This window comes from Herpetosiphon giganteus, from assembly GCF_016907925.1.
GTDB lineage: Bacteria > Chloroflexota > Chloroflexia > Chloroflexales > Herpetosiphonaceae > Herpetosiphon > Herpetosiphon giganteus.
This window is the reverse complement of the sequence record NZ_JAFBCZ010000022.1, coordinates 40,166-58,913: the sequence shown is the minus strand read 5'-3', so window position 1 is coordinate 58,913 and position 18,748 is coordinate 40,166. Positions and strand designations below refer to the sequence as shown.

General features: G+C 50.4%; 19 protein-coding genes. 8 read left to right on the top strand and 11 right to left on the bottom strand.

Annotated elements, in window-relative coordinates:
* Positions 1-106 precede the first annotated feature (106 nt).
* Entirely contained in the window at positions 107-562 is a 456-nt protein-coding gene (locus tag JOD20_RS18490; RefSeq protein ID WP_204756692.1) for an META domain-containing protein, read from the bottom strand.
* Positions 563-699: 137 nt separating this feature from the next.
* On the opposite strand from JOD20_RS18490, the gene JOD20_RS18485 reads away from it, so the two are divergent.
* From JOD20_RS18485 to JOD20_RS18475, 3 genes are all read left to right on the top strand, one after another.
* Positions 700-1,092 (top strand): hypothetical protein, encoded by a 393-nt coding sequence (locus JOD20_RS18485; protein WP_204756691.1) that lies wholly within the window; start codon positions 700-702, stop codon positions 1,090-1,092.
* A gap of 160 nt (positions 1,093-1,252) precedes the next feature.
* A complete protein-coding gene (locus tag JOD20_RS26895; protein ID WP_204756690.1) occupies positions 1,253-2,116 on the top strand; it encodes an STAS domain-containing protein in 864 nt (287 codons plus the stop codon).
* Positions 2,117-2,197: 81 nt separating this feature from the next.
* Entirely contained in the window at positions 2,198-3,022 is an 825-nt protein-coding gene (locus JOD20_RS18475; protein WP_204756689.1) for an alpha/beta fold hydrolase, read from the top strand.
* An 89-nt stretch (positions 3,023-3,111) separates the two neighbouring features.
* Here JOD20_RS18475 and JOD20_RS18470 read toward each other — a convergent pair whose 3' ends face one another.
* The 3 genes from JOD20_RS18470 to JOD20_RS18460 all read right to left on the bottom strand — a co-directional run bounded on the left by JOD20_RS18470 (position 3,112) and on the right by JOD20_RS18460 (position 5,985).
* Entirely contained in the window at positions 3,112-4,347 is a 1,236-nt protein-coding gene (locus tag JOD20_RS18470) for a cytochrome P450 family protein (RefSeq protein WP_204756688.1), read from the bottom strand.
* Between the two features lie 88 nt (positions 4,348-4,435).
* Positions 4,436-4,942, bottom strand: coding sequence for a hypothetical protein (locus tag JOD20_RS18465; protein ID WP_204756687.1), 507 nt, complete (start codon positions 4,940-4,942; stop codon positions 4,436-4,438).
* 92 nt (positions 4,943-5,034) lie between these two features.
* Positions 5,035-5,985 carry a helix-turn-helix transcriptional regulator gene (locus JOD20_RS18460; RefSeq protein ID WP_204756686.1) on the bottom strand — a complete coding sequence of 317 codons (951 nt, stop codon included), beginning with the start codon at positions 5,983-5,985 and terminating at the stop codon, positions 5,035-5,037.
* A 121-nt stretch (positions 5,986-6,106) separates the two neighbouring features.
* Here JOD20_RS18460 and JOD20_RS18455 point away from each other — a divergent pair, with 121 nt between their 5' ends.
* The 3 genes from JOD20_RS18455 to JOD20_RS18445 all read left to right on the top strand — a co-directional run bounded on the left by JOD20_RS18455 (position 6,107) and on the right by JOD20_RS18445 (position 8,589).
* The gene (locus tag JOD20_RS18455; protein ID WP_204756685.1) at positions 6,107-6,550 is read left to right on the top strand and encodes a VOC family protein; all 444 of its coding nucleotides are present in this window, start codon (positions 6,107-6,109) and stop codon (positions 6,548-6,550) included.
* Positions 6,551-6,698: 148 nt separating this feature from the next.
* Positions 6,699-7,103, top strand: coding sequence for a hypothetical protein (locus JOD20_RS18450; RefSeq protein ID WP_204756684.1), 405 nt, complete (start codon positions 6,699-6,701; stop codon positions 7,101-7,103).
* An 868-nt stretch (positions 7,104-7,971) separates the two neighbouring features.
* Positions 7,972-8,589, top strand: coding sequence for a hypothetical protein (locus JOD20_RS18445; protein ID WP_204756683.1), 618 nt, complete (start codon positions 7,972-7,974; stop codon positions 8,587-8,589).
* A gap of 64 nt (positions 8,590-8,653) precedes the next feature.
* Here the strand turns inward: JOD20_RS18445 and JOD20_RS18440 are convergent, their stop codons facing one another.
* The 3 genes from JOD20_RS18440 to JOD20_RS18430 are packed head-to-tail and all read right to left on the bottom strand — an operon-like array spanning position 8,654 to position 13,037.
* Entirely contained in the window at positions 8,654-10,348 is a 1,695-nt protein-coding gene (locus JOD20_RS18440) for an ATP-binding response regulator (protein WP_204756682.1), read from the bottom strand.
* A gap of 3 nt (positions 10,349-10,351) precedes the next feature.
* The gene (locus JOD20_RS18435) at positions 10,352-10,798 is read right to left on the bottom strand and encodes a response regulator (protein WP_204756681.1); all 447 of its coding nucleotides are present in this window, start codon (positions 10,796-10,798) and stop codon (positions 10,352-10,354) included.
* 1 nt (position 10,799) lies between these two features.
* Complete coding sequence (locus JOD20_RS18430; protein ID WP_204756680.1) at positions 10,800-13,037, bottom strand: ATP-binding protein; 2,238 nt, start codon at positions 13,035-13,037, stop codon at positions 10,800-10,802.
* Between the two features lie 348 nt (positions 13,038-13,385).
* Between JOD20_RS18430 and JOD20_RS18425 the strand changes: the two genes are divergently transcribed.
* A complete protein-coding gene (locus JOD20_RS18425) occupies positions 13,386-13,802 on the top strand; it encodes an ATP-binding cassette domain-containing protein (protein ID WP_204756679.1) in 417 nt (138 codons plus the stop codon).
* A gap of 5 nt (positions 13,803-13,807) precedes the next feature.
* Here JOD20_RS18425 and JOD20_RS18420 read toward each other — a convergent pair whose 3' ends face one another.
* From JOD20_RS18420 to JOD20_RS18410, 3 genes are all read right to left on the bottom strand, one after another.
* Positions 13,808-14,053 (bottom strand): hypothetical protein, encoded by a 246-nt coding sequence (locus JOD20_RS18420; RefSeq protein WP_204756678.1) that lies wholly within the window; start codon positions 14,051-14,053, stop codon positions 13,808-13,810.
* A gap of 213 nt (positions 14,054-14,266) precedes the next feature.
* A complete protein-coding gene (locus JOD20_RS18415) occupies positions 14,267-15,118 on the bottom strand; it encodes an MBL fold metallo-hydrolase (RefSeq protein ID WP_204756677.1) in 852 nt (283 codons plus the stop codon).
* 31 nt (positions 15,119-15,149) lie between these two features.
* Positions 15,150-16,811: a M20/M25/M40 family metallo-hydrolase gene (locus JOD20_RS18410; protein WP_204756676.1), complete on the bottom strand. Its 1,662-nt coding sequence runs from the start codon at positions 16,809-16,811 to the stop codon at positions 15,150-15,152.
* Between the two features lie 157 nt (positions 16,812-16,968).
* Here JOD20_RS18410 and JOD20_RS18405 point away from each other — a divergent pair, with 157 nt between their 5' ends.
* Entirely contained in the window at positions 16,969-18,177 is a 1,209-nt protein-coding gene (locus tag JOD20_RS18405) for a PQQ-dependent sugar dehydrogenase (RefSeq protein WP_204756675.1), read from the top strand.
* 131 nt (positions 18,178-18,308) lie between these two features.
* Here the strand turns inward: JOD20_RS18405 and JOD20_RS18400 are convergent, their stop codons facing one another.
* Positions 18,309-18,710 carry an Imm10 family immunity protein gene (locus tag JOD20_RS18400; RefSeq protein WP_204756674.1) on the bottom strand — a complete coding sequence of 134 codons (402 nt, stop codon included), beginning with the start codon at positions 18,708-18,710 and terminating at the stop codon, positions 18,309-18,311.
* Positions 18,711-18,748 lie beyond the last annotated feature (38 nt).

The following is an 18,748-nucleotide window of genomic DNA, read 5'->3' as shown; positions in this document are numbered from 1 at the left end:
ACGGGAGCATTCGCGAGCAATGATGGGTTTCATTCCTCCACTCCCTTCTCTCGTTAGGTCATAAATTCAATAATCATTATGTCAATAAAAATATATCTTCGTTTGACTAGGGTTGTTTGGCAAGTGTCACCACGACGGTTCCCTGCTCATCAAGCAAACTTAAGTTTGCGTCGGTTTGTTGATAGCTGCGGACTTGCTCAAATGCGCGTAGCAGGGCAATTTCTTGGGTTTGAACATCATTGTCGGCACAGGCCATTAACGTCGAAACAAGCGGCCCAATCTGCATCGTTGAGCCATCAATACTGATTGGCCCACCATAGGAATTACAGCCACTATTCCCTGATACGGTGCTGGCTGATTCAATGGTGAATGGCAAGGCATTTTGCCCAACTAAGGGTTGGCCATTAATTGTTAACACGTTCCAGCGCGAGCCAATTAAATTTGCCTGGTTCGCTTCAGGATTGATTGTCGGTACGGTGGTTGGTTGAGCTGTTGGGCTATTGGTGGTTCCACAGCCAATGATCAGGATGCTAGCAACTAGTATAGATAGTATGTGACGCATACGAGTTTCTCCTACATAATATAAATCTGTTTATGGATAACACAACGTCAGCTTGGGCGAGAATGTTCCCTTGCTTGACGCTTCTTCGGCTGATGTGATAGTTTTCACAGAAACTACTTCATAGCAAGGAGCATCACATGATCATTCGCTTTGTGTTGACTGGCTTCGCTATCCTCGTTGCTTGGACGGTGCTCGATATACTTCTGCATCGGCTTTTTCTGCGCCCGCTGTATGACGAAAATCCGACCCTCTGGCGACCATTCGATCAACTCAATACGCCGTTAATCTCCGCAGTAACCTTCATCTTAATTAGCATCTTTATCGCAACCTATTGGCTGCTGATTAATCCAAAATCGCTGCCAAGTGGGCTTGGCTTTGGGGCATTGCTTGGATTGGCCCTCGGCATTGGCTCTGGTGGCGGAACCTATATCCATATGCCAATTCCCCGAAAATTGGCGCTTGGCTGGCTCGCTGGTGGCTGGATCAAAGGCATTGCTGCTGGCGCAATCTTGGGCGCAATCCTGCACTAAATCAACCAAAAACCACTTAACGTATTTGTGGCAACGCTATTGCTATACATAGCGTTGCCGCTGCTTCGAATAATTATCAACAACAGATTAACGAGCGCTCTAGGCTTGGTATTGAGCTTGCTTTATGCCTCTCACAGCACTTCACAACAAGGGAGTTTTTGTGATCAACCAGCGCTTAGCCACCATGTTAACCACCGATCATGCCAAATTTTGTAGCCTGCTTACCGCTGGCATTGCTGCCGCCGAGGGCACAATCTATGCGGCAATGACCGCAAACGATTGCTCGCGCTTGGCAGGGGTAATCGCCGAGAATGTTATTGCTCACTTCGCGGAAACCCAACCAATTGAAATTTTCGCCGAGCGCATGACCAAGCTTCGCGTGCATGACCCAGACTATACCCCGGAATCAATTGCGGTGATTATCCAGATTATCGCAACCGCGCTGACCAATATGCTCAACAACAGCTATCCACTTGATGATCCCGAGTATCCTACGCTTCAGGCCGCCGTCCATGATCTTGTGTTGCGCGATAGCACCGCATGTTTTGTGGTTTATGCGACCGAGCGTGAGCAAGCCCTGCGCACAAGTCTGGCCGATCAAGAGCGGCTAGTTTCACTCTTACGCGAACGCTCGATGCCAATTATGCCGGTCTACGATGGGATTCTCGTCGTTCCAGTAATTGGCCAGATGGATACGATTCGTGCCCAAGAATTGACCGAAGATCTGTTGACCGCAATTGTCGATTGGCAAGCAGAACAAGTCATTATTGATCTGACGGGTGTGCCTGAAATTGACCCAACTAGCGTCAACCAAATTGTGCAAATGACCAAAGCAGTTACTCTGCTAGGTGCCGCTGTGCTTTTGGTAGGGATTGATGGAACGATGGCGCAAACGCTGACTCAATTAGGTGTTCAGCTAGCGCATGTGCATATTAGTGCGCACCTACAGGATGGCATTGCAGCAGCATTGGCTCAGTATGGCTTTGCAATTCAGCCAATTAGCGCTGCCTATCAGGGCTTTTAGCAGCCATTGGTATATATCGTGCTTGAAGGGCAGCAGCATTATGCATCACCAGCATAAGATGAAAGAACAAGGAGTATGTTTATGCAGATTACAACCCGTGATGGGGTTCAGCTGTATGCCAAACGCTGGGGTTCAGGTCGACCAGTCATCTTGATTCATGGCTGGCCCTTGACTGCCGATACCTGGGATGATGTGGCATTGCCGATTGCGGCAGCGGGATTTGAGGTGATTGCCTACGATCGACGAGGCTTTGGCCGCTCTGAGCAACCATGGACAGGCTATGACTACGATACCTTTGCCGACGATCTCGCCGATGTGCTTACTGCGACCAATGCAACCCAAGCAACGCTGGTTGGGTTTTCGATGGGCGGCGGCGAAGTGGCCCGCTATTTTCAACGCCACAAGGGTGCACATGTTGCGCAAGCGGCCCTGATTGGCTCGGTTGTACCGTATCTTTTGCGCAGCGATGATAATCCCGACGGCGTTGCAGCAAGCGTGTTTGAAACCATGCAAGCCCAAATCACCAAAGATCGGGCCGCCTTTTATGCTACCTTCTTCAAAGATTTTTATGGAGTCGGTGTGATTAGTCGGCCTGTCAGCCCTGAAGTGATTGCTTGGTCGCAACAATTGGCCATGCAGGCTGGCCTTAAAGCAACTCTCGAGTGTATTACGGCGTTTTCACAAACCGATTTTCGGCCAGATCTGGCGGCAATCAGCGTGCCGACCTTGGTGATTCATGGAACTGGCGATGCGATTGTGCCAATTGAGCCAACCGCCCGCGCGGTTGCCGCAGCCCTACCCAACGCCCAAGTTCATGAGTACGACGATGCGCCGCATGGCCTTTTAGCCAGCCACAAAACCCAAGTCACCAGCGACTTGCTGGCTTTTTTACAAAGCTACAAGTAAACCCAAATTATCGTTATGTTGAGTAGCAAGCAGCGTCAGCAATCGAATAGTTGCTGGCGCTGCTTCGTATTTTAGTGCTATTTAAACCATTACCATGCAACTGGCAAGCTTTGCAAGCCACGCACAACAGCGGTTGAGCGCCAGCGCAATTGCGCAGCGGGCACTGCCAAACGCAAATTTGGCCGCAGATCAAACAGCAATCGCAGCCCAATTTGGGCTTCCATACGGGCTAATGGCGCTCCTAAACAGTAGTGAATGCCCAGCCCAAAGCCAACATGACGATTTTTTTCACGTGTTATGTCTAGTTCATCAGGATGAGAAAATTGCTGCTCATCACGATTGGCCGAGGCCAACGCAACCAATAGCAGATCGCCTTTGGCAATTTTGGTATCGGCAACGATTACATCTTCGGCGGCATAGCGCTCGGTGGCGGTTTCAACCGGAGCCGTAAACCGCACTAACTCCTCAACTGCCGATTTGATCAGCTCTGGCGAACGGCGCAATAAGGCCAATTGCTCAGGATTTTGCAACAAGGCCAACGTGCCCGATGAAAGCAAATTGACGGTTGTTTCATGGCCAGCCAGCATCAACAAAAAGACCATCGCCACCAATTCGTCTTCGCTGAACCGATCGCCATCAGCTTCGGCCTGCACCAAGGCGGTCAGCAAATCAGCTTGCGGTTCGTTGCGGCGTTGGGCAAATAACAGTTTCAGATATTTCATCTGCGCCATAATCGCGGGAATTGCCAACAGCACATTGCCAATCGTTGGCGTGCTCAAAACATATTTTGACCAGCGATGAAATTTCTGGCGATCTTCGCTGGGAATACCCAATAATTCAACGATGACTGTGAGCGGCAATGGCAAGGCAAAATCGGCAATCAAATCGCCTCGGCCACGTTGTTGGGTGCTCATTAATAAGGCTTCGGCAATCTGTTGAATGCGCGGGCGCATTTCCTCGACCCGTTGGGGTGTGAAGGCTTTATGCACTAATGCGCGCAAGCGGCCATGGTCAGGGCTATCTTGATCGAGCATATTCGATTCAAGCGCCTCAAAGAGTTTGGGCATCCAAGGCCGTTTGCGTTGCTGCTCCAACGATTGGGCGTTTTTATAGTTTTTGACAAAGAGCCGATCATTTTTCAGAATCTCAACCACATCAGCGTAGCGGGTCACGATCCAGGTTTGCAGCGAGCCAAGTCTGGCTTTGGCCACTGGCTGATCGCGGCGCAAACGGGCATACACCGTAAATGGATCAGCCTTAAACTGGCGATCAGTTAAGTTGATAATTGCAGGAATTGGTTTTTGTTCTTGCGCTAAATGCTGCATCCAAATTCTCCTTGACACAACCAAAAGCATCTCGGCTTCATAGTAGTTGATTCTGGAGCGTTTGTATACGATTATCGGCCTGCCACCATCACTCGGTACTTCGGCGATATTCTTCCTGAGTTTCGCTAATCAAGCGGCTAATGTTAGGAGCATAGCTTACGCCGAGGCTTTCGCCATTCTTAAAGATTCCGTTTATTTTCAAGGCGGTCGATGTAATAATCTGATTGTCGCGCAATTCCAGATTGTCCGCCGTCAACGGACTGTTTAGGCCTGCACTCAAGACGATCGCTTGCACATCAACCCCAACAATCATAGTTTCACGTTCATAGCGTGTTCGTAGCCACTCCAGATCAATCAGATTGAGTGCTTCTGCATCAAGATAGAGGATGCTCAATGGATAGGTTGGTAGCGGATCGCTCGTTGATTGCACCGTCACGCCTGCCTTCGTAAATGCATCGCCCCGCAATGCAATACTTGCCGCTGAGCCGCGATACACCGCGCGCCGAGGTTCCGCCGCAGCAAACCCGTTAATTACAAACCAGCCAATCCCAACCAGCACAATCAATCCGATTCCAATACCTAGCCAGCGTCGCATGATGTTGCCTCAATTCAAAAATCTCTATTCTATGGCGTGGCTATAATCCTATGTTTAGTTCGAAAAATCAATTTATCAATTTGTACAACAGACTATTCTTCCGATAAACGCAACGCTTTAGCTGCAAGTTGCTGCATAATCGTGCGTAGCTCGGCGGGCTGACGAATGTTCACAGGAAAATCAAATTGGAGTAGAAGATGGGCGGTGGGCCATAAATCAGCGACCTCACGCCGCCAAATAATGCCTGCTGGGGTTGCTTCGAAGCTGCCAGCAGCGGGCGGCAGCACCTGCTGCACGTGGCTCATACTAGCCTCAAGCACAATCTCAATCGGATATTGGCCAGGCATGGTAGCAAATGAAGTGTGCACATATTGGATAGGATCAAAACCCACAGGCTTGGCGAATGTTTGATCTGTTGCTTGTAGCTCGCTGATTCGATCAAGCCGAAAGGTGCGCAAATCGCGGCGCGTATGGCAATAGCCCACCGCATACCAAAACCCCTGATAATACACAACTCCATATGGATCAAACAGTCTGGTTGATTCAGCTCCGTTGAGTGACATATAGCGCATGCTCAGCGACTGACATGTATGCACCGCCAAACTCAAGCGCCCAACCACGTTTGGCTGCAATGCGGTTGGTGAGGCCTTAACATTAAAACTCAACGCTGCTTGCAAGGCGCGCACTTGCTCTAAGAGCGCTTCGGGCATAACCCGCTCAAGCTTGGCCAACGCACCCTCAATTGCCACCAACTCGACTGGAAAATGAAAGGCCTGAAGCACGAGTAAGCCCAGCACCAAGGCGCTTGCCTCTTGATTGGTGATCATCAGCGGCGGCAGTTTAACCCCTCGCCCGAGATAGTAGGCTCCATCTGGGCCACGCTCAGCCTCGATTGGAATCCCCATATCCTGCAACATCACAATATAGCGCCGGATTGAGCGCGAGCTAATTTCAAGCCGACTGGCCAGTTGCGAACCGCTCAACTGGCGATGCGATTGCAATAATTCGAGGATCGTCAATAAACGGGTGGTTGGACTATACATACACGTATCTTTCATTAATTAGGACTGATTCTGACCTAATCATACTCTATACTCATTGGTAGATAGCAGTTGTTGTGCTGTCGCTGCTCATTTCAGCAATCATCAAGCAAGGAGCCATTCGATGTCGATCACCGCAATTACCCATTTGAACTTTCATGGCAATGCTCGCCAAGCGCTCGAATTTTATCAGGCCGTATTTGGCGGTACACTAACAGTGCGAACCTACGGCGATTTTGGTGCACCTCAAACAACGCCACTTGCCAATCAGATTGTGTGGGGCCAAGTTATTGCCGATAGCGGCTTTCAACTCATGGCCTACGATGTGCCAACTCCAGCAGCGCCAACAGCGCAACCGACAACCTACCGCGAACATGGCATGACGATCACCCAAGCACCATTTTTTATTGCCTTGCGCGGCGAGCAGCCCAACGAATTGTTGGAACTGTGGGAGCAACTAGCAGTTGAGGCAACAATCATCGAGCCAATCGCCCAATCGCCATGGGCACAGCTCTTTGGGATGCTGACCGATCGCTTTGGGGTTACATGGAGCTTTGATGTCGCCTAAACAGTAATCATCAAAAGCCCCTAAATTAAAGGCTCCTCGTTATAGACGAGGAGCCTTTGGCATACCGCCTACAACAAACGACCGATATTCAAATCATTGCACTCTGCTAAATTAGATTAATAATAGAATTGGAGAAGGAAAAAGTTTTATGGATAGCCTCACACCTGACCACTATGCGCTGATTGAAACCTTGCAAGCGGCTCCTGATGAAGTGTTACTAGCAATTCTGCAACGAGTTTTTGCCGATCGAACATTAACCGGAACCGATGTTCCGATTGTCCAATCGCATTTTTTCCTAGGAAGCGCGACCCGGCTCTATGAGCAAATGCCCGATGGAACCCTTGCTTGGGAGCCATGGGAAATCCACGCGATTGCCTATCCTGATTTCGCCACCTATAACGAAACATATAACACACAGGTAGATCCAGCATGGGTTGGCCCTGATCATGGGTTTTGTCAATTCGCAATCTGCCGCACCTGTGGCACGCAACTCTACTGTAATCTCAAGCAGGGAATCTGTCCAATTTGCAAAACCAGTGTCTATCTGACTTAACCATGCAGAGTGAGCGCTGAAACCTATGCAAATCTCATTCACCAAATCACTCAATCGTGCTCAGATAAATACCAAGATTACACAACTAAGCAGTATCAGCACAAGAACAAGATTAAATAGAGCAATGCCTCGGAGTAATGCGTAATGGGCTGGAGTTGCCTGGCTGGGGTCGCGAAAAAAAGTCAGTTGAAAAAATAGCTTAGGATAGCGAAGTTGCAGTATTGCTACCACGCTAAAAATCAGAATCAGCACTATATCACGCATGGAAAAATACTCCTATTCAGATCAAGATTGGGTATTTCAGGATTTTTTAATTATTCTATTGACAAAAATATGATCATGCTGGTAGTATGTTTTTGAGAGACTCCAGCCTTACATCCTCCACTTTCTCAAATCAATCGCTTCATGTTGATTAAGGAGAGGTTTGATGTTGTTTCAACTATTTAAATTTTGAGCATTAATTGGCCCAAATAAGCATGCTTCTGCTCATCATTGGCGTTTGCTGCTGATTATCATACTTGTTGCAACGAGCATGATAACTGCGCCATCTTCTGCTATGGCTGCATGTTCAGGAGTTATCGCTCCCCGATTTCGTTATCATTGCGATGTTATCTTGGCGAATAACGCGATTGTCACAGGCTTTTCGTATAAAAAGTACAACGAAATCTACGAAGGAAATGGTTCTTCGGTTGCCATATACTTTAAGGATAGCAACAATAATAATTTATACATAACCTATGGTTCTAGTTATGCCTTCAAGGTAATTTCGCCAGGAACATTGAAAGCTGCCTGCTGGAATACAAGTTCAAATTCTATAACCGCAAAATGTGATTATTTTGATGCCGAAACTCGATAAAAGGATGGGTTTATGCTACGTTCACGCAAACGCGAAAGCTTTCAAATTACTACCATTTTTAGTCTTTCTATCGTTGTGATTGGAATTATAGGTGTCCTTGCGCTAATCCCAACAAATGGTAGTTCTGCAACTTCGGGTAAAGAGCTGCCACAGCCTCATATAGCTATTTTGCAACGCCCTATGACCAATCGCGATAAACTTCCTGAGGGGTTTCAGCAACTCCCTGTCAATGATCGGCTTCAAGATGTGTCGCGGGTACGGCTGGCGATCGCAGATGCTGAGCGCCACTATTATATAGCCCCAGCAATCAACGATGAGCTATGCCTATTATCTACATCTGGGTCGGGGGAGCAACTTATGGCTTCCGGAACATGTGAGAAATCAGCTCGACTGGCCACTTCGGGCATCTATCTTGGTGAAACCGATGCTTCTGGGTTGGTCAAGGTAGCAATGATTGTACCTGACGGGGTTACAGCTATCCGTACCGATCAAGGGAATATATACGATGTCAAGAATAATGTTGCCCTGATTCCAGCGAGTAGTCCAAAGACGCTGCAATTTGTCGGTGGCGCATTCGATGGCGTTATGTTCAAAACCAATTTCGGCGGCGTGCCAATCGAATCAAAATGAGCACTTAACCAAAAACGCACTGCTCACTTAATCACATGAGCAGTGCGTTGCTTGATAGATCTGCTTAGGCTATTGGCAGATTAGAACTCATGGTTGGAATCCGAATCGTAAAGCAACTGCCGATGCCCTCGTGCGACTCGACCTCGATGCTACCACCGTGAGCCGCCACAATTTCCTTCACCACATACAAGCCAATCCCAGAGCCAGAAATCATATGCATGCGTTCTGAGGGCACGCGATAAAAGCGTTTAAACACGTGTGGCAAGGCTGTTTTAGGAATCCCAATTCCTTGATCGTGAATTTGGATGCGAACCTCGTGGGCTTGCATCGTTGCTTCGACGGTAATTGTGCCACCGTCGGGGCTATATTTAACCGCGTTTTGCAATAAGTTAACCAATACCTGCTCTAAGCGCCGTGCATCGCCATACACCATCATTGAGCCAGGCGCTGAGACTTGGACAATGTGATGGCGGGTGGACATTGCCTGCATCGCAATCAGCACATCATCAAGCAACGAACCAAGGTCGACTGGCTGACGCTGAATTTCGAGTTGGCCTTCAGTCAGGCGCGAAATATCAAGCAACTCGCTCAGCAAGGTATTCAGCCGATTGCCTTGTTCGAGAATCATCGTCAGATCGGCTTGCATCTGGGCGAGCGGCGCTGAGCGTGCCATGCGGCGTTGTAACAATTGGGTGCGCCCGAGCAACCCAGCCAACGGATTTTTGAGTTCATGCGAAGCGATCGATAAAAAGGCTTCGCGATCGGCAATTGCGGTTTGGGCATCGCGATAAAGCGCCGCATGCTCGAATGCATTGGTCAGGCGCAAGCAAATCTCCTGCAGAAACTGCGGATCAATTGCATCAGACTCGATCGTCGCTGACTGGTAAATGCCAAAGATGCCATAGCAGTGATGAGCTGATTTCAAGGCAAACAGTTGGCTTACGCCATCAACTGGGAAGAGCGTGGCTGTGCTCACCAATTGGGCAAATTCCAGACTATCGGATGCCAGAATAATGCGCGTTAAACAGCCTTGAACATGAGGATCGCTTGCATAGGCATGCATCATTTGCGTGCCAACTGCTGCACAATCGGGCGCACTGGCCAGCGCCAGTTCAGGCAACCATTGCTCATCACGATCAAGCAGGGCAACGAAACAGATCCAGCCTTGGCCAAGCGTCTGGATAATTCGTTCTAATACGCCAGTAATGCTGGCTGGGTCGGTTTGCAACCGATACAGAAGCATGCCAATTTCGGCCAAACAGGTAGCTTGGGCTTCAGTGCGGGCTTGGATAATTAATGCTTCGCGCAATTGCTGGTTGGTTGCCTGTAACGCTGCTTGCTGGGCCACAATTTGCCGCCGCAACTGCACCCGCTCGATCGTTTTCTGTAACGTAATCACAAATGTCTGATCAAGCGCCGTCGATTTTACAACGTAATCGTAGGCCCCATGCTTCATAGCCTCCACCGCAACCTGTTCGTTACCAACGCCAGTCAGCATAATGCAGGCCACTTCATGGGCATGTGGATAAGCAAGAATCTCCATCAATACTTGCAGGCCATCGGTCGGCGGCAGCGAATAATCAAGAATCAGCACATCCAATGCAGTTGTCTGCCAAATCTGCCGCGCTTGGTCAGCAGTTTCGGCTTCGAGCACCCGATAGGTCGCGGCCTGATCACGCTGAATCAAGCGCCGATAACGATAACGATCAGCCTCCTGATCATCAAGAATCAAAATAGTCCAAGCATGTGAATCGAGCATTCGTTACCGTCCATAAGGATGACACACGACCTCAAACCAATAACGATAGAGGACGTGCATCGTCTGTTGAAAGCCTGCGACATTAAGCGACTTAACCAGGTAGCTATTGGCCCCATCCTGATAACAACGGGTGATCGCATCAGGATTGGCCGAGGTGGTGAGAATAACAACCGGAATTTGACGCAACACTGGTGAGGTTTTGATCTCAGCTAAAACCGTAAACCCATCCATTGCCGGCAAATTCAAATCCAAAAGAATCAGGTCGGGCAGCGTGCCACGCGGCAGCGCCACCGATGTTTCGTGCAAAAAATGGAGTGCCTGATCGCCATCGGCACACCGCACAATCTCCAGCGCAGTATTAAAGCGCGAAAAACTGCGCTCAATCAGAGCACAGTCTTCATCACTATCATCAATAACTAAGAGTTGGCGTTTGCGTAATGCTTGGTACATACTAGGCTCCACGGAGGGTAAAGGTGAAGGTTGTGCCCTTCCCGAGCGTTGATTGCACCGCTAATATACCACCATGGCGCTCAATGATCTTCTTTGCAATAGTCAGGCCAACGCCCGTGCCGCCGCCAAAATGATCGCGCCCGTGGAGACGTTTGAAGAGCCGAAAGATCGTTTCATAATGCGCTTCGGCAATCCCAATTCCATTATCTTGGACTGCAATTCGATACCAAGGCTGCTGCTCTGCGTCCAAGGGCAGCGCTGTGGCCGTAATTTCGACCCATTTTTGGGCTGCCTGCGAATATTTGAGCGCATTGCTCAGCAGATTTTGCATTACCTCGCTGAGATGCAGCGGATCAGCAAACAGCAGCGGTAATGGGCTAGGAATGCGAATTTCAAGCATGTCGGGCTGAATGAATAAGGTTTCAGCCACATCATGGATTAACGTGGCCAAATTAACTGGCTGAAATTGCAATTCAACCCGCCCCAGCCGCGAATGATGCAGCAGCGAATCGAGCAAAGCATCCATGCGTTGAGTCAAGCGCAACATCGTTTGGAGCTTAGCTTGGCCAGCATCATCAACTTTATCGGCATAATCTTCGAGCAGAAAATGAGCATAGGTGTGAATGCCGCGCAACGGTTCTTTTAAATCGTGCGAGGCGCTATAGGCAAAGGCATCAAGCTCGGCGTTGCTTTGCTCCAAAGCACGATTAAGCGTTGTCAAGGCGGTAGCTTGTTGCAAAAGCAGCGTCCGAATCGTATCGCGCATTGTCCGTGCAACAGACAGCTCTGCATCTGTCCACGCAACACTATGCAAGGCCCGCTGCTCTTTCCATTGGGCAAACGATTGGCGTGGGCTAATTCGAATGCCATCATCGGCGATTGTGACGGCTTTGGTTGGTTCGCCAGCCCATGTAATCGTTTGAATCTCTTCTGGGCGAAACCAGAGCAGATATTGATCAGTTGCGCCAACCAAGGGAAATGCCAGCACGCCACTTGCCACCGCAGCTAAGGCCGCAAATGGCGGATGCTTGGTTGCCAACGATGCAGTGTGATAGCCATCATCAATCGTCGCTGGCTGCGCCCGAATCCAGCTAATAATCGCTCGAATATGTTGGGTGCTGGGCGTTTGGCCAAGCACCACTAGCTCATCGTTGGTGTGAATCGCAACGCCACCAGCGGCAATTAAATCGAGCAGCGTATGTTGGCCTTCAACCAAGCCATCCATCCAGCGCTGAGCGGTCGTCATCTGTTGAAGCAAGCTGGTTTGAATGCCCACCAGTTGCTGGGTAGCTGTATGATCGTGATGGTGAACTTTACTGGTCAGCGCCAACGATACCGACTGGCCCAAAACCTCGCAGGCAGAACGCAGGGTACACGAAAGATAGTGTGGCTCGGCATGATGGCAGGCAATCAAACCCCATAACTGGCCTTCATAAACCAATGAAACCGACATCGAGGCCCGCACACCCATATTGGCGAGATATTCGCGATGCACTGGCGAGACGCTGCGCAAAACGCTATAACTCAAATCAAGCGGCTCATGGTCGGGCTTGGCTGCGGCCACAATCGCAACTGGCGTATAACGCGCATCGGGAATTAGCCGCAGCCAATTGCGCAGATACAACGCCCGCGCTTGGGGCGGAATATCCGAGGCCGGATAATGCAAACCGAGAAACGATTCTTGGTTGGAATCAACCGCTTCGGCAATCACTGTCCCATGGCCATCAGCATCAAATTGATAGATCATCACCCGATCAAAACCGGTCAGTTGGCGCACAGCACGCACAGTTTCATCGCAAAATGGCTGAAACTCAGGAATCTGTTGCAAACGGGCGACGATACTGCGCACCATGCGGTAGCCATCGTGTGGCCCCGTACCGCTGGTGAGCGTAGGCTCGAATTCAAGAATCAGCTGCCCCTGATGGCGGTGTAAAATCCCGTCACATACCTTTTGCGTGGCTTGCAACGGAACCGTCCAAAGATAGAGCGGATTTTGATCGAGCTGTTCGTGGGCCACAACCGAGCGTAAATACTCAAGTTGCTCGCTGGTAATCAGCAACTCTAACGATTGATTTAACAGCTGTTCAGGCGTATAGCCAGTAAAATCCAAACTGTTAGCGCTAATTTGCAGAATCTGAAAATCCGGCTCGCTCAGCACCAGCAATAAGCCATGCGCCTGAATCATGCCTGGAATATGAATGGGTTCGGTTGCACACTGGTCGAGATCGCTTACGGTCATGATCTATCCTTTCAGCAGAGAACCTACCCCTAATGCTAGCACTAGTTTGCGCATTAACCCAACGAATCTATGCACACAGGTGCTCGTAATCAAACAGTTAAAGCTCATTAGCCTGTGCTGGGATGAGGTCGGATTCGTCATCCTTAAGTACGACCCCAAGCGCTAACAAACTTGGGCCAGCCACGAGGGCAATTCGACGCTGCCGCCATGATGCGTCACCACGAGCTTCCCAATAACTTTGAGGAAACTGACGCTGATCGTTGAGCGTGCCATGGGCGATGCCAGCTCTGGTTATTGGATCGTAGTCAATTTAAACATCTGGTTAAACAATACGGAAGCTATCGCGCATTGGATGATATTTCGCTCTCGATTGGCGCGGGGATGTTTGGTTTGTTGGGGCCAAATGACGCTGGCAAAACCACATTCATGCGCATTCTGACCACCCAACTTGTGCCAACCTCGGGCGAGGTGGTAATTGAACCAATCGTGACTAATCTACTGGTGCTGAACCATGGGGCTGTGAGCTTTGCAGGAACCACCGCTGAGTTGGCAAGCCCAGCAGTTGGCTTGGTGCACGAAATTGTTGTGCCAATTGAGGCAATTAACGGCTGGCTGGAAAGCGGGCGAATCAGCAGCATAACCCAGCATGGCGCAACCGCAACCTTGCGCGTGCTGGGCGAGCCACCACTGGGCAGTGTCGGAGCCGAGCCAACCATGGAAGAAGGCGCATCAAGCAACGATCAGCCAGCATTAATTCAAGAATAATGCACTTATGTGCTGTCATTGGCATCTGTGCTAGATGTGCCAGGGTTTGACCAACCATCGAGCAAATCGGCCCATGGCGGCGTGCAGCCAGCTCGTTCCCATTCGGCAGCATAGCGCGCCAATTGATCTGGCCGATGCTGCTGCATCCAACGCAGATTCTCGATCATGGCGGGGGTAATTTGGTTGCGGACAGCTCGATACGCCTCCTGAACGGTCATCCCCGCCTGCATGAGGGTTTCAAGCATTGGCATATGCATTCCTTTCTGTGCAACGATTGAAGCGCTTTAGCCAGACCATAGCAAGAAAATCGCGCTGCGTCAATCACCATTTTAAGGTTAATTAATGCATATTTATTATGTAAAATAAAACCAGTTTCTGCTTCATCCCATTTCTGTCTGTCAAAGCAGGCCTAAAACCACAAACAACCCCCGTGGGAGTCGTTTGTGAGCGCACCAGGTTATGGTTTAGGCTGGGATTGCCGACGCAAATTCGGCAGGCTCCCAACTGAGTTGGTCGGCATTGGCAACAACTCGGCCAACCCCAGGAAATGGAAAATGATACGCCATCAGCATGGTATTGGCAGCGGTTGGTTCGGCAATCGTCCGCCGCGTCGCAATTGCCTGATCCGCATCAGCATCATATTTCAGAATTGCATCGACCACATTCAGTTGGAGCGGCACATGGATCGCATCGACAACGTGCAACAGGCGTTCGCCTTGTGATTCAAGCACAACACCACTATGGCCGAGGGTATGGCCGGGCAAATCCACGTAGCTGATGCCTGGCACAAGCTCCTGATTAGCAGCAAGCGGCTCCAAGCGCTGCCCATAAAACTCAACGATTTGACGCAAGAAGTGTGCATTACGCGGATTCATCTTCGCCAGCGATTCCTCGCTCATGGCCGCTTCATGTTCACGCTTGGGCACAATCAAACGGGCATTCGGAAAACACAGGTTATTGTCTGCATCGAATAATCCGCCAAGATGATCGCCGTGATAATGAGAGATGATAATTGTCTCAATTGCCGTAGCAGGAATTGCCAGCTTGGCCAGCAGCTCGCTCATGTGGCCAGGATCATTCGGATCAATTGGGCCTTGACCCGTATCAATCAGTACATACTTGCCAGCATGTTGCACCAATAAAACATTACGGCTAATCGAAAGCGGGCTGGATAGCGCCCGAAATCCGCTAATCAACTCGGCACTATTGCTCAAGAAAATCGAGCTAAGCATTGGTTCGGCGATTGGACTTGTGCCATCACAAAGCACAGTGCAGGTAAAATCGCCAAGCTTAAATTGAACACTTGCAGGAGTCATGCTTCCACCTTTCATGAACACGATTCGTCAATCAACCCGCCTGCAAAACATCGTTGGCTACACGCCAAATCAGCTCGGGCAGCGTGTTGAGTAAATAGGGCATGTAGACCCGTTCCAGCCGCTGATGGTAATCGCGGCCCCAAGGCCCAATATTGATTGTAGGCAGATTGAGCGTGCGCACAAGGTTGTAATCAAATTTCAGGCGTGAACCCCAGAGCGGCGTGTTGGCAGCAACAATCGTTTGATCGGCGTGTTCCATCGCACTGCCATAAAAGCTCATATCCGAAATTCCAGCGAAAAATGGCCGCAGCTTAATCGTGGTGGTGTGTTCGGCGGCCAGCGCTTGGGCATGGCGTTCGCAGGCGGCTCGTAGGCGGCGTTCACGCTCGTTATGCCCAGCAACCAAACTATGTGGATAATGCAGCGAGCCAAAGCAGACCACCGCTGCCGGACCACTCAGCCCAGCGCAGCGCCAGAGATAGGCAACCAGTTGGCGGCTAAAATTTGGGGCATCGAGGGTGCGATCAGCCTGCAACTGAGCAGTGAATTCTGCCAAATTGCTAGCAAATGTGGGGCCGCCATGCTGCTGCGCGCGCACCACAAGGTCGGCATAACTCAGCACCTGCGCTTGCCAACGCACTGGCGCTGCTGAGCCAACCAAGGCTGCATAGCGTTGCGCCTGCGCAAATTGGGTTGCGAGCACTGCGTCGAGGGCTTCACGAGTCACAGCCATAAATTGCTCGAGAACCATGCTCGCTGGGCGGCCATGGGTCAAATAATTAAAATAGCACCATGCAGTGCTTGGGGTTGTCACATCGTAGAATGCTTTGAGGTCGCTCTGTTTGAGGCTAATTGGTGGGGGCGCAAGCTCGCCCTCGGCCTCATCGCAGAGATCGATATTACACTCAATTGCTTGGGTTACTGCTGCCGCCATGCGATTAACATTGATTCCATCGAACGGATAGCCAGCGTGGGTTTCGCGCCCAAGTAAATAAATTAATGGCAGAAACTTGCCCACCGTGCCCAAAAATATCGCTTGGCCTTGCTCTCCAGCAGCTTGATCGCTGGTAGCATCAAGGTTAATTGCTGCTGCCAGCTCAAGGCCCCACTCCTTGGCCAGTTCATGCAAGTGAATCGCCGCTGAGCGCGCGCCATGCGAAGCTTCCTCTTCGTCGGGCGTGGCAATAAACAGCAAATTACCACGCCGCTCTGATTGGGCGGCAAAGTGCAGCAGCACCGCTAAACCAACCGCCAAGCCGCTCTTCATATCCAACGCGCCGCGCCCAGGCAGAAAATCGCCTGAACGCAAATCGTCAAGCGCCAGCTGGTCGCTTGGGCTTGAGCCATTGGCCTCTAAGCTCGCAATCAAGCGCGGCAGCAACGCCTCTGGCTCAGTCGCCCACTCGGCTAAGCTACCATAATTCTCAATACTCACCACATCGTAGTGGCCTGCCAAAACGACGGTGGTTGGGCCAGTCCCACGCACCAGTGCATACAGATTCGAGCGCTCATAGCCATCGTCGACGGTGCGCTCTAGGCGCAGCTGGCTCGGATGAGCGGCAAAATAGGGCTGTTGGCCCAACCATTCTGCCAACTGCTGCGACCACTGGCCTTCACCAGCGGTATTGGTGACACTCGGCCAACCTACGAGCTTAAGCGTAAGCTCGCGGACAATCTCAGACCATGCGTCCATTGCGATCTTCCTTTGCGTCAACGCCCAAACAACAGCGTTTGGGTTCAGGGTTTGCGCCAAGCATAGCGTGTTTTACCAAAGCTGGCTATTGGTTGGTACGAAATGTGCCAGTAACGCTGTAAGAGAATTCGGTTAGAACCACATAGGAGGAAGCGCAATGGCACACCGCCGCGTTGGACGATTGCTTGGCATCGCGAGTATCGCACTGCTGCTGAGTATGCAAGGCCACGTTTTTGCCGAAAATGCCCCCCCACCCCCGAATGGCGAAATTGTGGAGCCGACCAAACTGCCTGTTGACCCAGCCCTAGTGCAGCAACTGCGCTTGCCAGCTGGATTTTGGATTGATGTCTGGGCCAAGGATGTTGGCAATGCCCGCATGCTGGTCATGGCTCCCAATGGCATTCTCTACGTGACCCGCCGTGAACAAGGCGATATTTTGGCGCTTGAAGATAGCGACCAGAATGGCCAAGCAGACCTCATTTGGATGGTCGCAAGCAACTTGCCCCTCGCCCATGGGCTGACGATTCATGAAGGCTGGTTGTATCTTGCCACCGATAAAACCGTGCAACGAGCAACCTTGCGCGATGATGGCTCGCTTGGCGAATGGAACGTGTTAATTGATGATTTGCCTGATGCAGGTCAACATCCCAATCGCACGCTGGCGGTTGGACCCGATGGCAAACTCTACATTACGGTTGGCAGCACCTGCAATGCCTGCGCCGAACCAAATCCAGAAAGTGCGACGATTCTTGTTGCCGAACTCGACGGCAGCAATCGCCAAATTTATGCGAGTGGGCTGCGCAATACGATTGGCTTCGATTGGCATCCTGGCAGCCAACATCTCTGGAGTTTCGACCATGGTTCTGATTGGCGCGGCAATGATCAGCCCCCAGAAGAGCTGAATTTGCTCCAGCAAGGCGGCAATTATGGCTGGCCATGGTGTTTTGCCAACCAACAAATTGATCCCTATATTCCCAATGCCCCAAAAGATCAATCCAAGGCTGAGTTTTGCGCCAAAACCCAAGCACCGATTTTGACCTACACCGCCCATAGTGCCCCAATTGGCATGGCCTTTTATGATCAAACCCAGTTTCCTGCTGAGTACCATGGCGATGCCTTTGTGGCGATGCGTGGTTCGTGGAATCGCAACCCACCCACGGGCTATAAAGTGGTGCGCGTGCGCTTTCAAAATGGCTGGCCAGTGGCGGTTGATGATTTCTTGACTGGCTTTTTGCTGGAGCAAAATGGCCAATATGCCCAATTTGGGCGGGTTGCTGGCATTACGCTTGCACCGTATGGCTCGCTGTTTGTGAGCGATGACATGAATGGGGTTATTTATCGCATTTCGTGGGCTGGCACACCATAAGTTGCTATAGGCTAAATCGTGTACGCTAAATATCGGTATCAAACCACCAAAGGTTGTTGTAGATTGGTTCACATCTTAGGTGGTTTGATACAAAATTTCATCAAATAGAGGGCAAATAGCAGATCTAACGGTTACGCTAAAAGTAGCGTCTGCGGAGCCGATGGCGCAGCCTGAAAAAGTTGGCGGATATGCTCATACAGAATTGGTCTATCGTCTGCTACGAGGCTTAGTTCAATCTGGTACTGCGCTATGCCGATTTCTGCTGCTGCGCTTGGCGCTAGGTCGATAGTGCATTGGTTATCACGAATAACAAAGCTCGTAATCCCGCCATAGGTTGTAGCACCCGCTGCGGTACTGAGACAATAGGTATCCATGCCCAGCGCCAGATCCTGTTCATCAGGCTCGGCAAAGCTACGTTGCAATTCAAGATATTCGGCAGGCTCCTCAGGATCATCAGCAAAAACAATCGCTAAAATATCATCATCAATCCAATCAATGCCAACTGCACGCGCCAAAAAATGAATTTTTTCCATTAATACTATTCCTATCCACGATGATCTGGATCATCCAA

What these genes read in the sequence shown, in the direction of transcription:
- JOD20_RS18440 (WP_204756682.1), bottom strand. Translation starts at nt 10,348, where the DNA reads ATGCTCGATTCACATGCTTGGACTATTTTGATTCTTGATGATCAGGAG.
- JOD20_RS18490 (WP_204756692.1), bottom strand. Translation starts at nt 562, where the DNA reads ATGCGTCACATACTATCTATACTAGTTGCTAGCATCCTGATCATTGGC.
- JOD20_RS18460 (WP_204756686.1), bottom strand. Translation starts at nt 5,985, where the DNA reads ATGTATAGTCCAACCACCCGTTTATTGACGATCCTCGAATTATTGCAA.
- JOD20_RS18435 (WP_204756681.1), bottom strand. Translation starts at nt 10,798, where the DNA reads ATGTACCAAGCATTACGCAAACGCCAACTCTTAGTTATTGATGATAGT.
- JOD20_RS18455 (WP_204756685.1), top strand. Translation starts at nt 6,107, where the DNA reads ATGTCGATCACCGCAATTACCCATTTGAACTTTCATGGCAATGCTCGC.
- JOD20_RS18450 (WP_204756684.1), top strand. Translation starts at nt 6,699, where the DNA reads ATGGATAGCCTCACACCTGACCACTATGCGCTGATTGAAACCTTGCAA.
- JOD20_RS18445 (WP_204756683.1), top strand. Translation starts at nt 7,972, where the DNA reads ATGCTACGTTCACGCAAACGCGAAAGCTTTCAAATTACTACCATTTTT.
- JOD20_RS18410 (WP_204756676.1), bottom strand. Translation starts at nt 16,811, where the DNA reads ATGGACGCATGGTCTGAGATTGTCCGCGAGCTTACGCTTAAGCTCGTA.
- JOD20_RS18470 (WP_204756688.1), bottom strand. Translation starts at nt 4,347, where the DNA reads ATGCAGCATTTAGCGCAAGAACAAAAACCAATTCCTGCAATTATCAAC.
- JOD20_RS18415 (WP_204756677.1), bottom strand. Translation starts at nt 15,118, where the DNA reads ATGACTCCTGCAAGTGTTCAATTTAAGCTTGGCGATTTTACCTGCACT.
- JOD20_RS18430 (WP_204756680.1), bottom strand. Translation starts at nt 13,037, where the DNA reads ATGACCGTAAGCGATCTCGACCAGTGTGCAACCGAACCCATTCATATT.
- JOD20_RS18400 (WP_204756674.1), bottom strand. Translation starts at nt 18,710, where the DNA reads ATGGAAAAAATTCATTTTTTGGCGCGTGCAGTTGGCATTGATTGGATT.
- JOD20_RS18475 (WP_204756689.1), top strand. Translation starts at nt 2,198, where the DNA reads ATGCAGATTACAACCCGTGATGGGGTTCAGCTGTATGCCAAACGCTGG.
- JOD20_RS18405 (WP_204756675.1), top strand. Translation starts at nt 16,969, where the DNA reads ATGGCACACCGCCGCGTTGGACGATTGCTTGGCATCGCGAGTATCGCA.
- JOD20_RS18420 (WP_204756678.1), bottom strand. Translation starts at nt 14,053, where the DNA reads ATGCCAATGCTTGAAACCCTCATGCAGGCGGGGATGACCGTTCAGGAG.
- JOD20_RS18485 (WP_204756691.1), top strand. Translation starts at nt 700, where the DNA reads ATGATCATTCGCTTTGTGTTGACTGGCTTCGCTATCCTCGTTGCTTGG.
- JOD20_RS18465 (WP_204756687.1), bottom strand. Translation starts at nt 4,942, where the DNA reads ATGCGACGCTGGCTAGGTATTGGAATCGGATTGATTGTGCTGGTTGGG.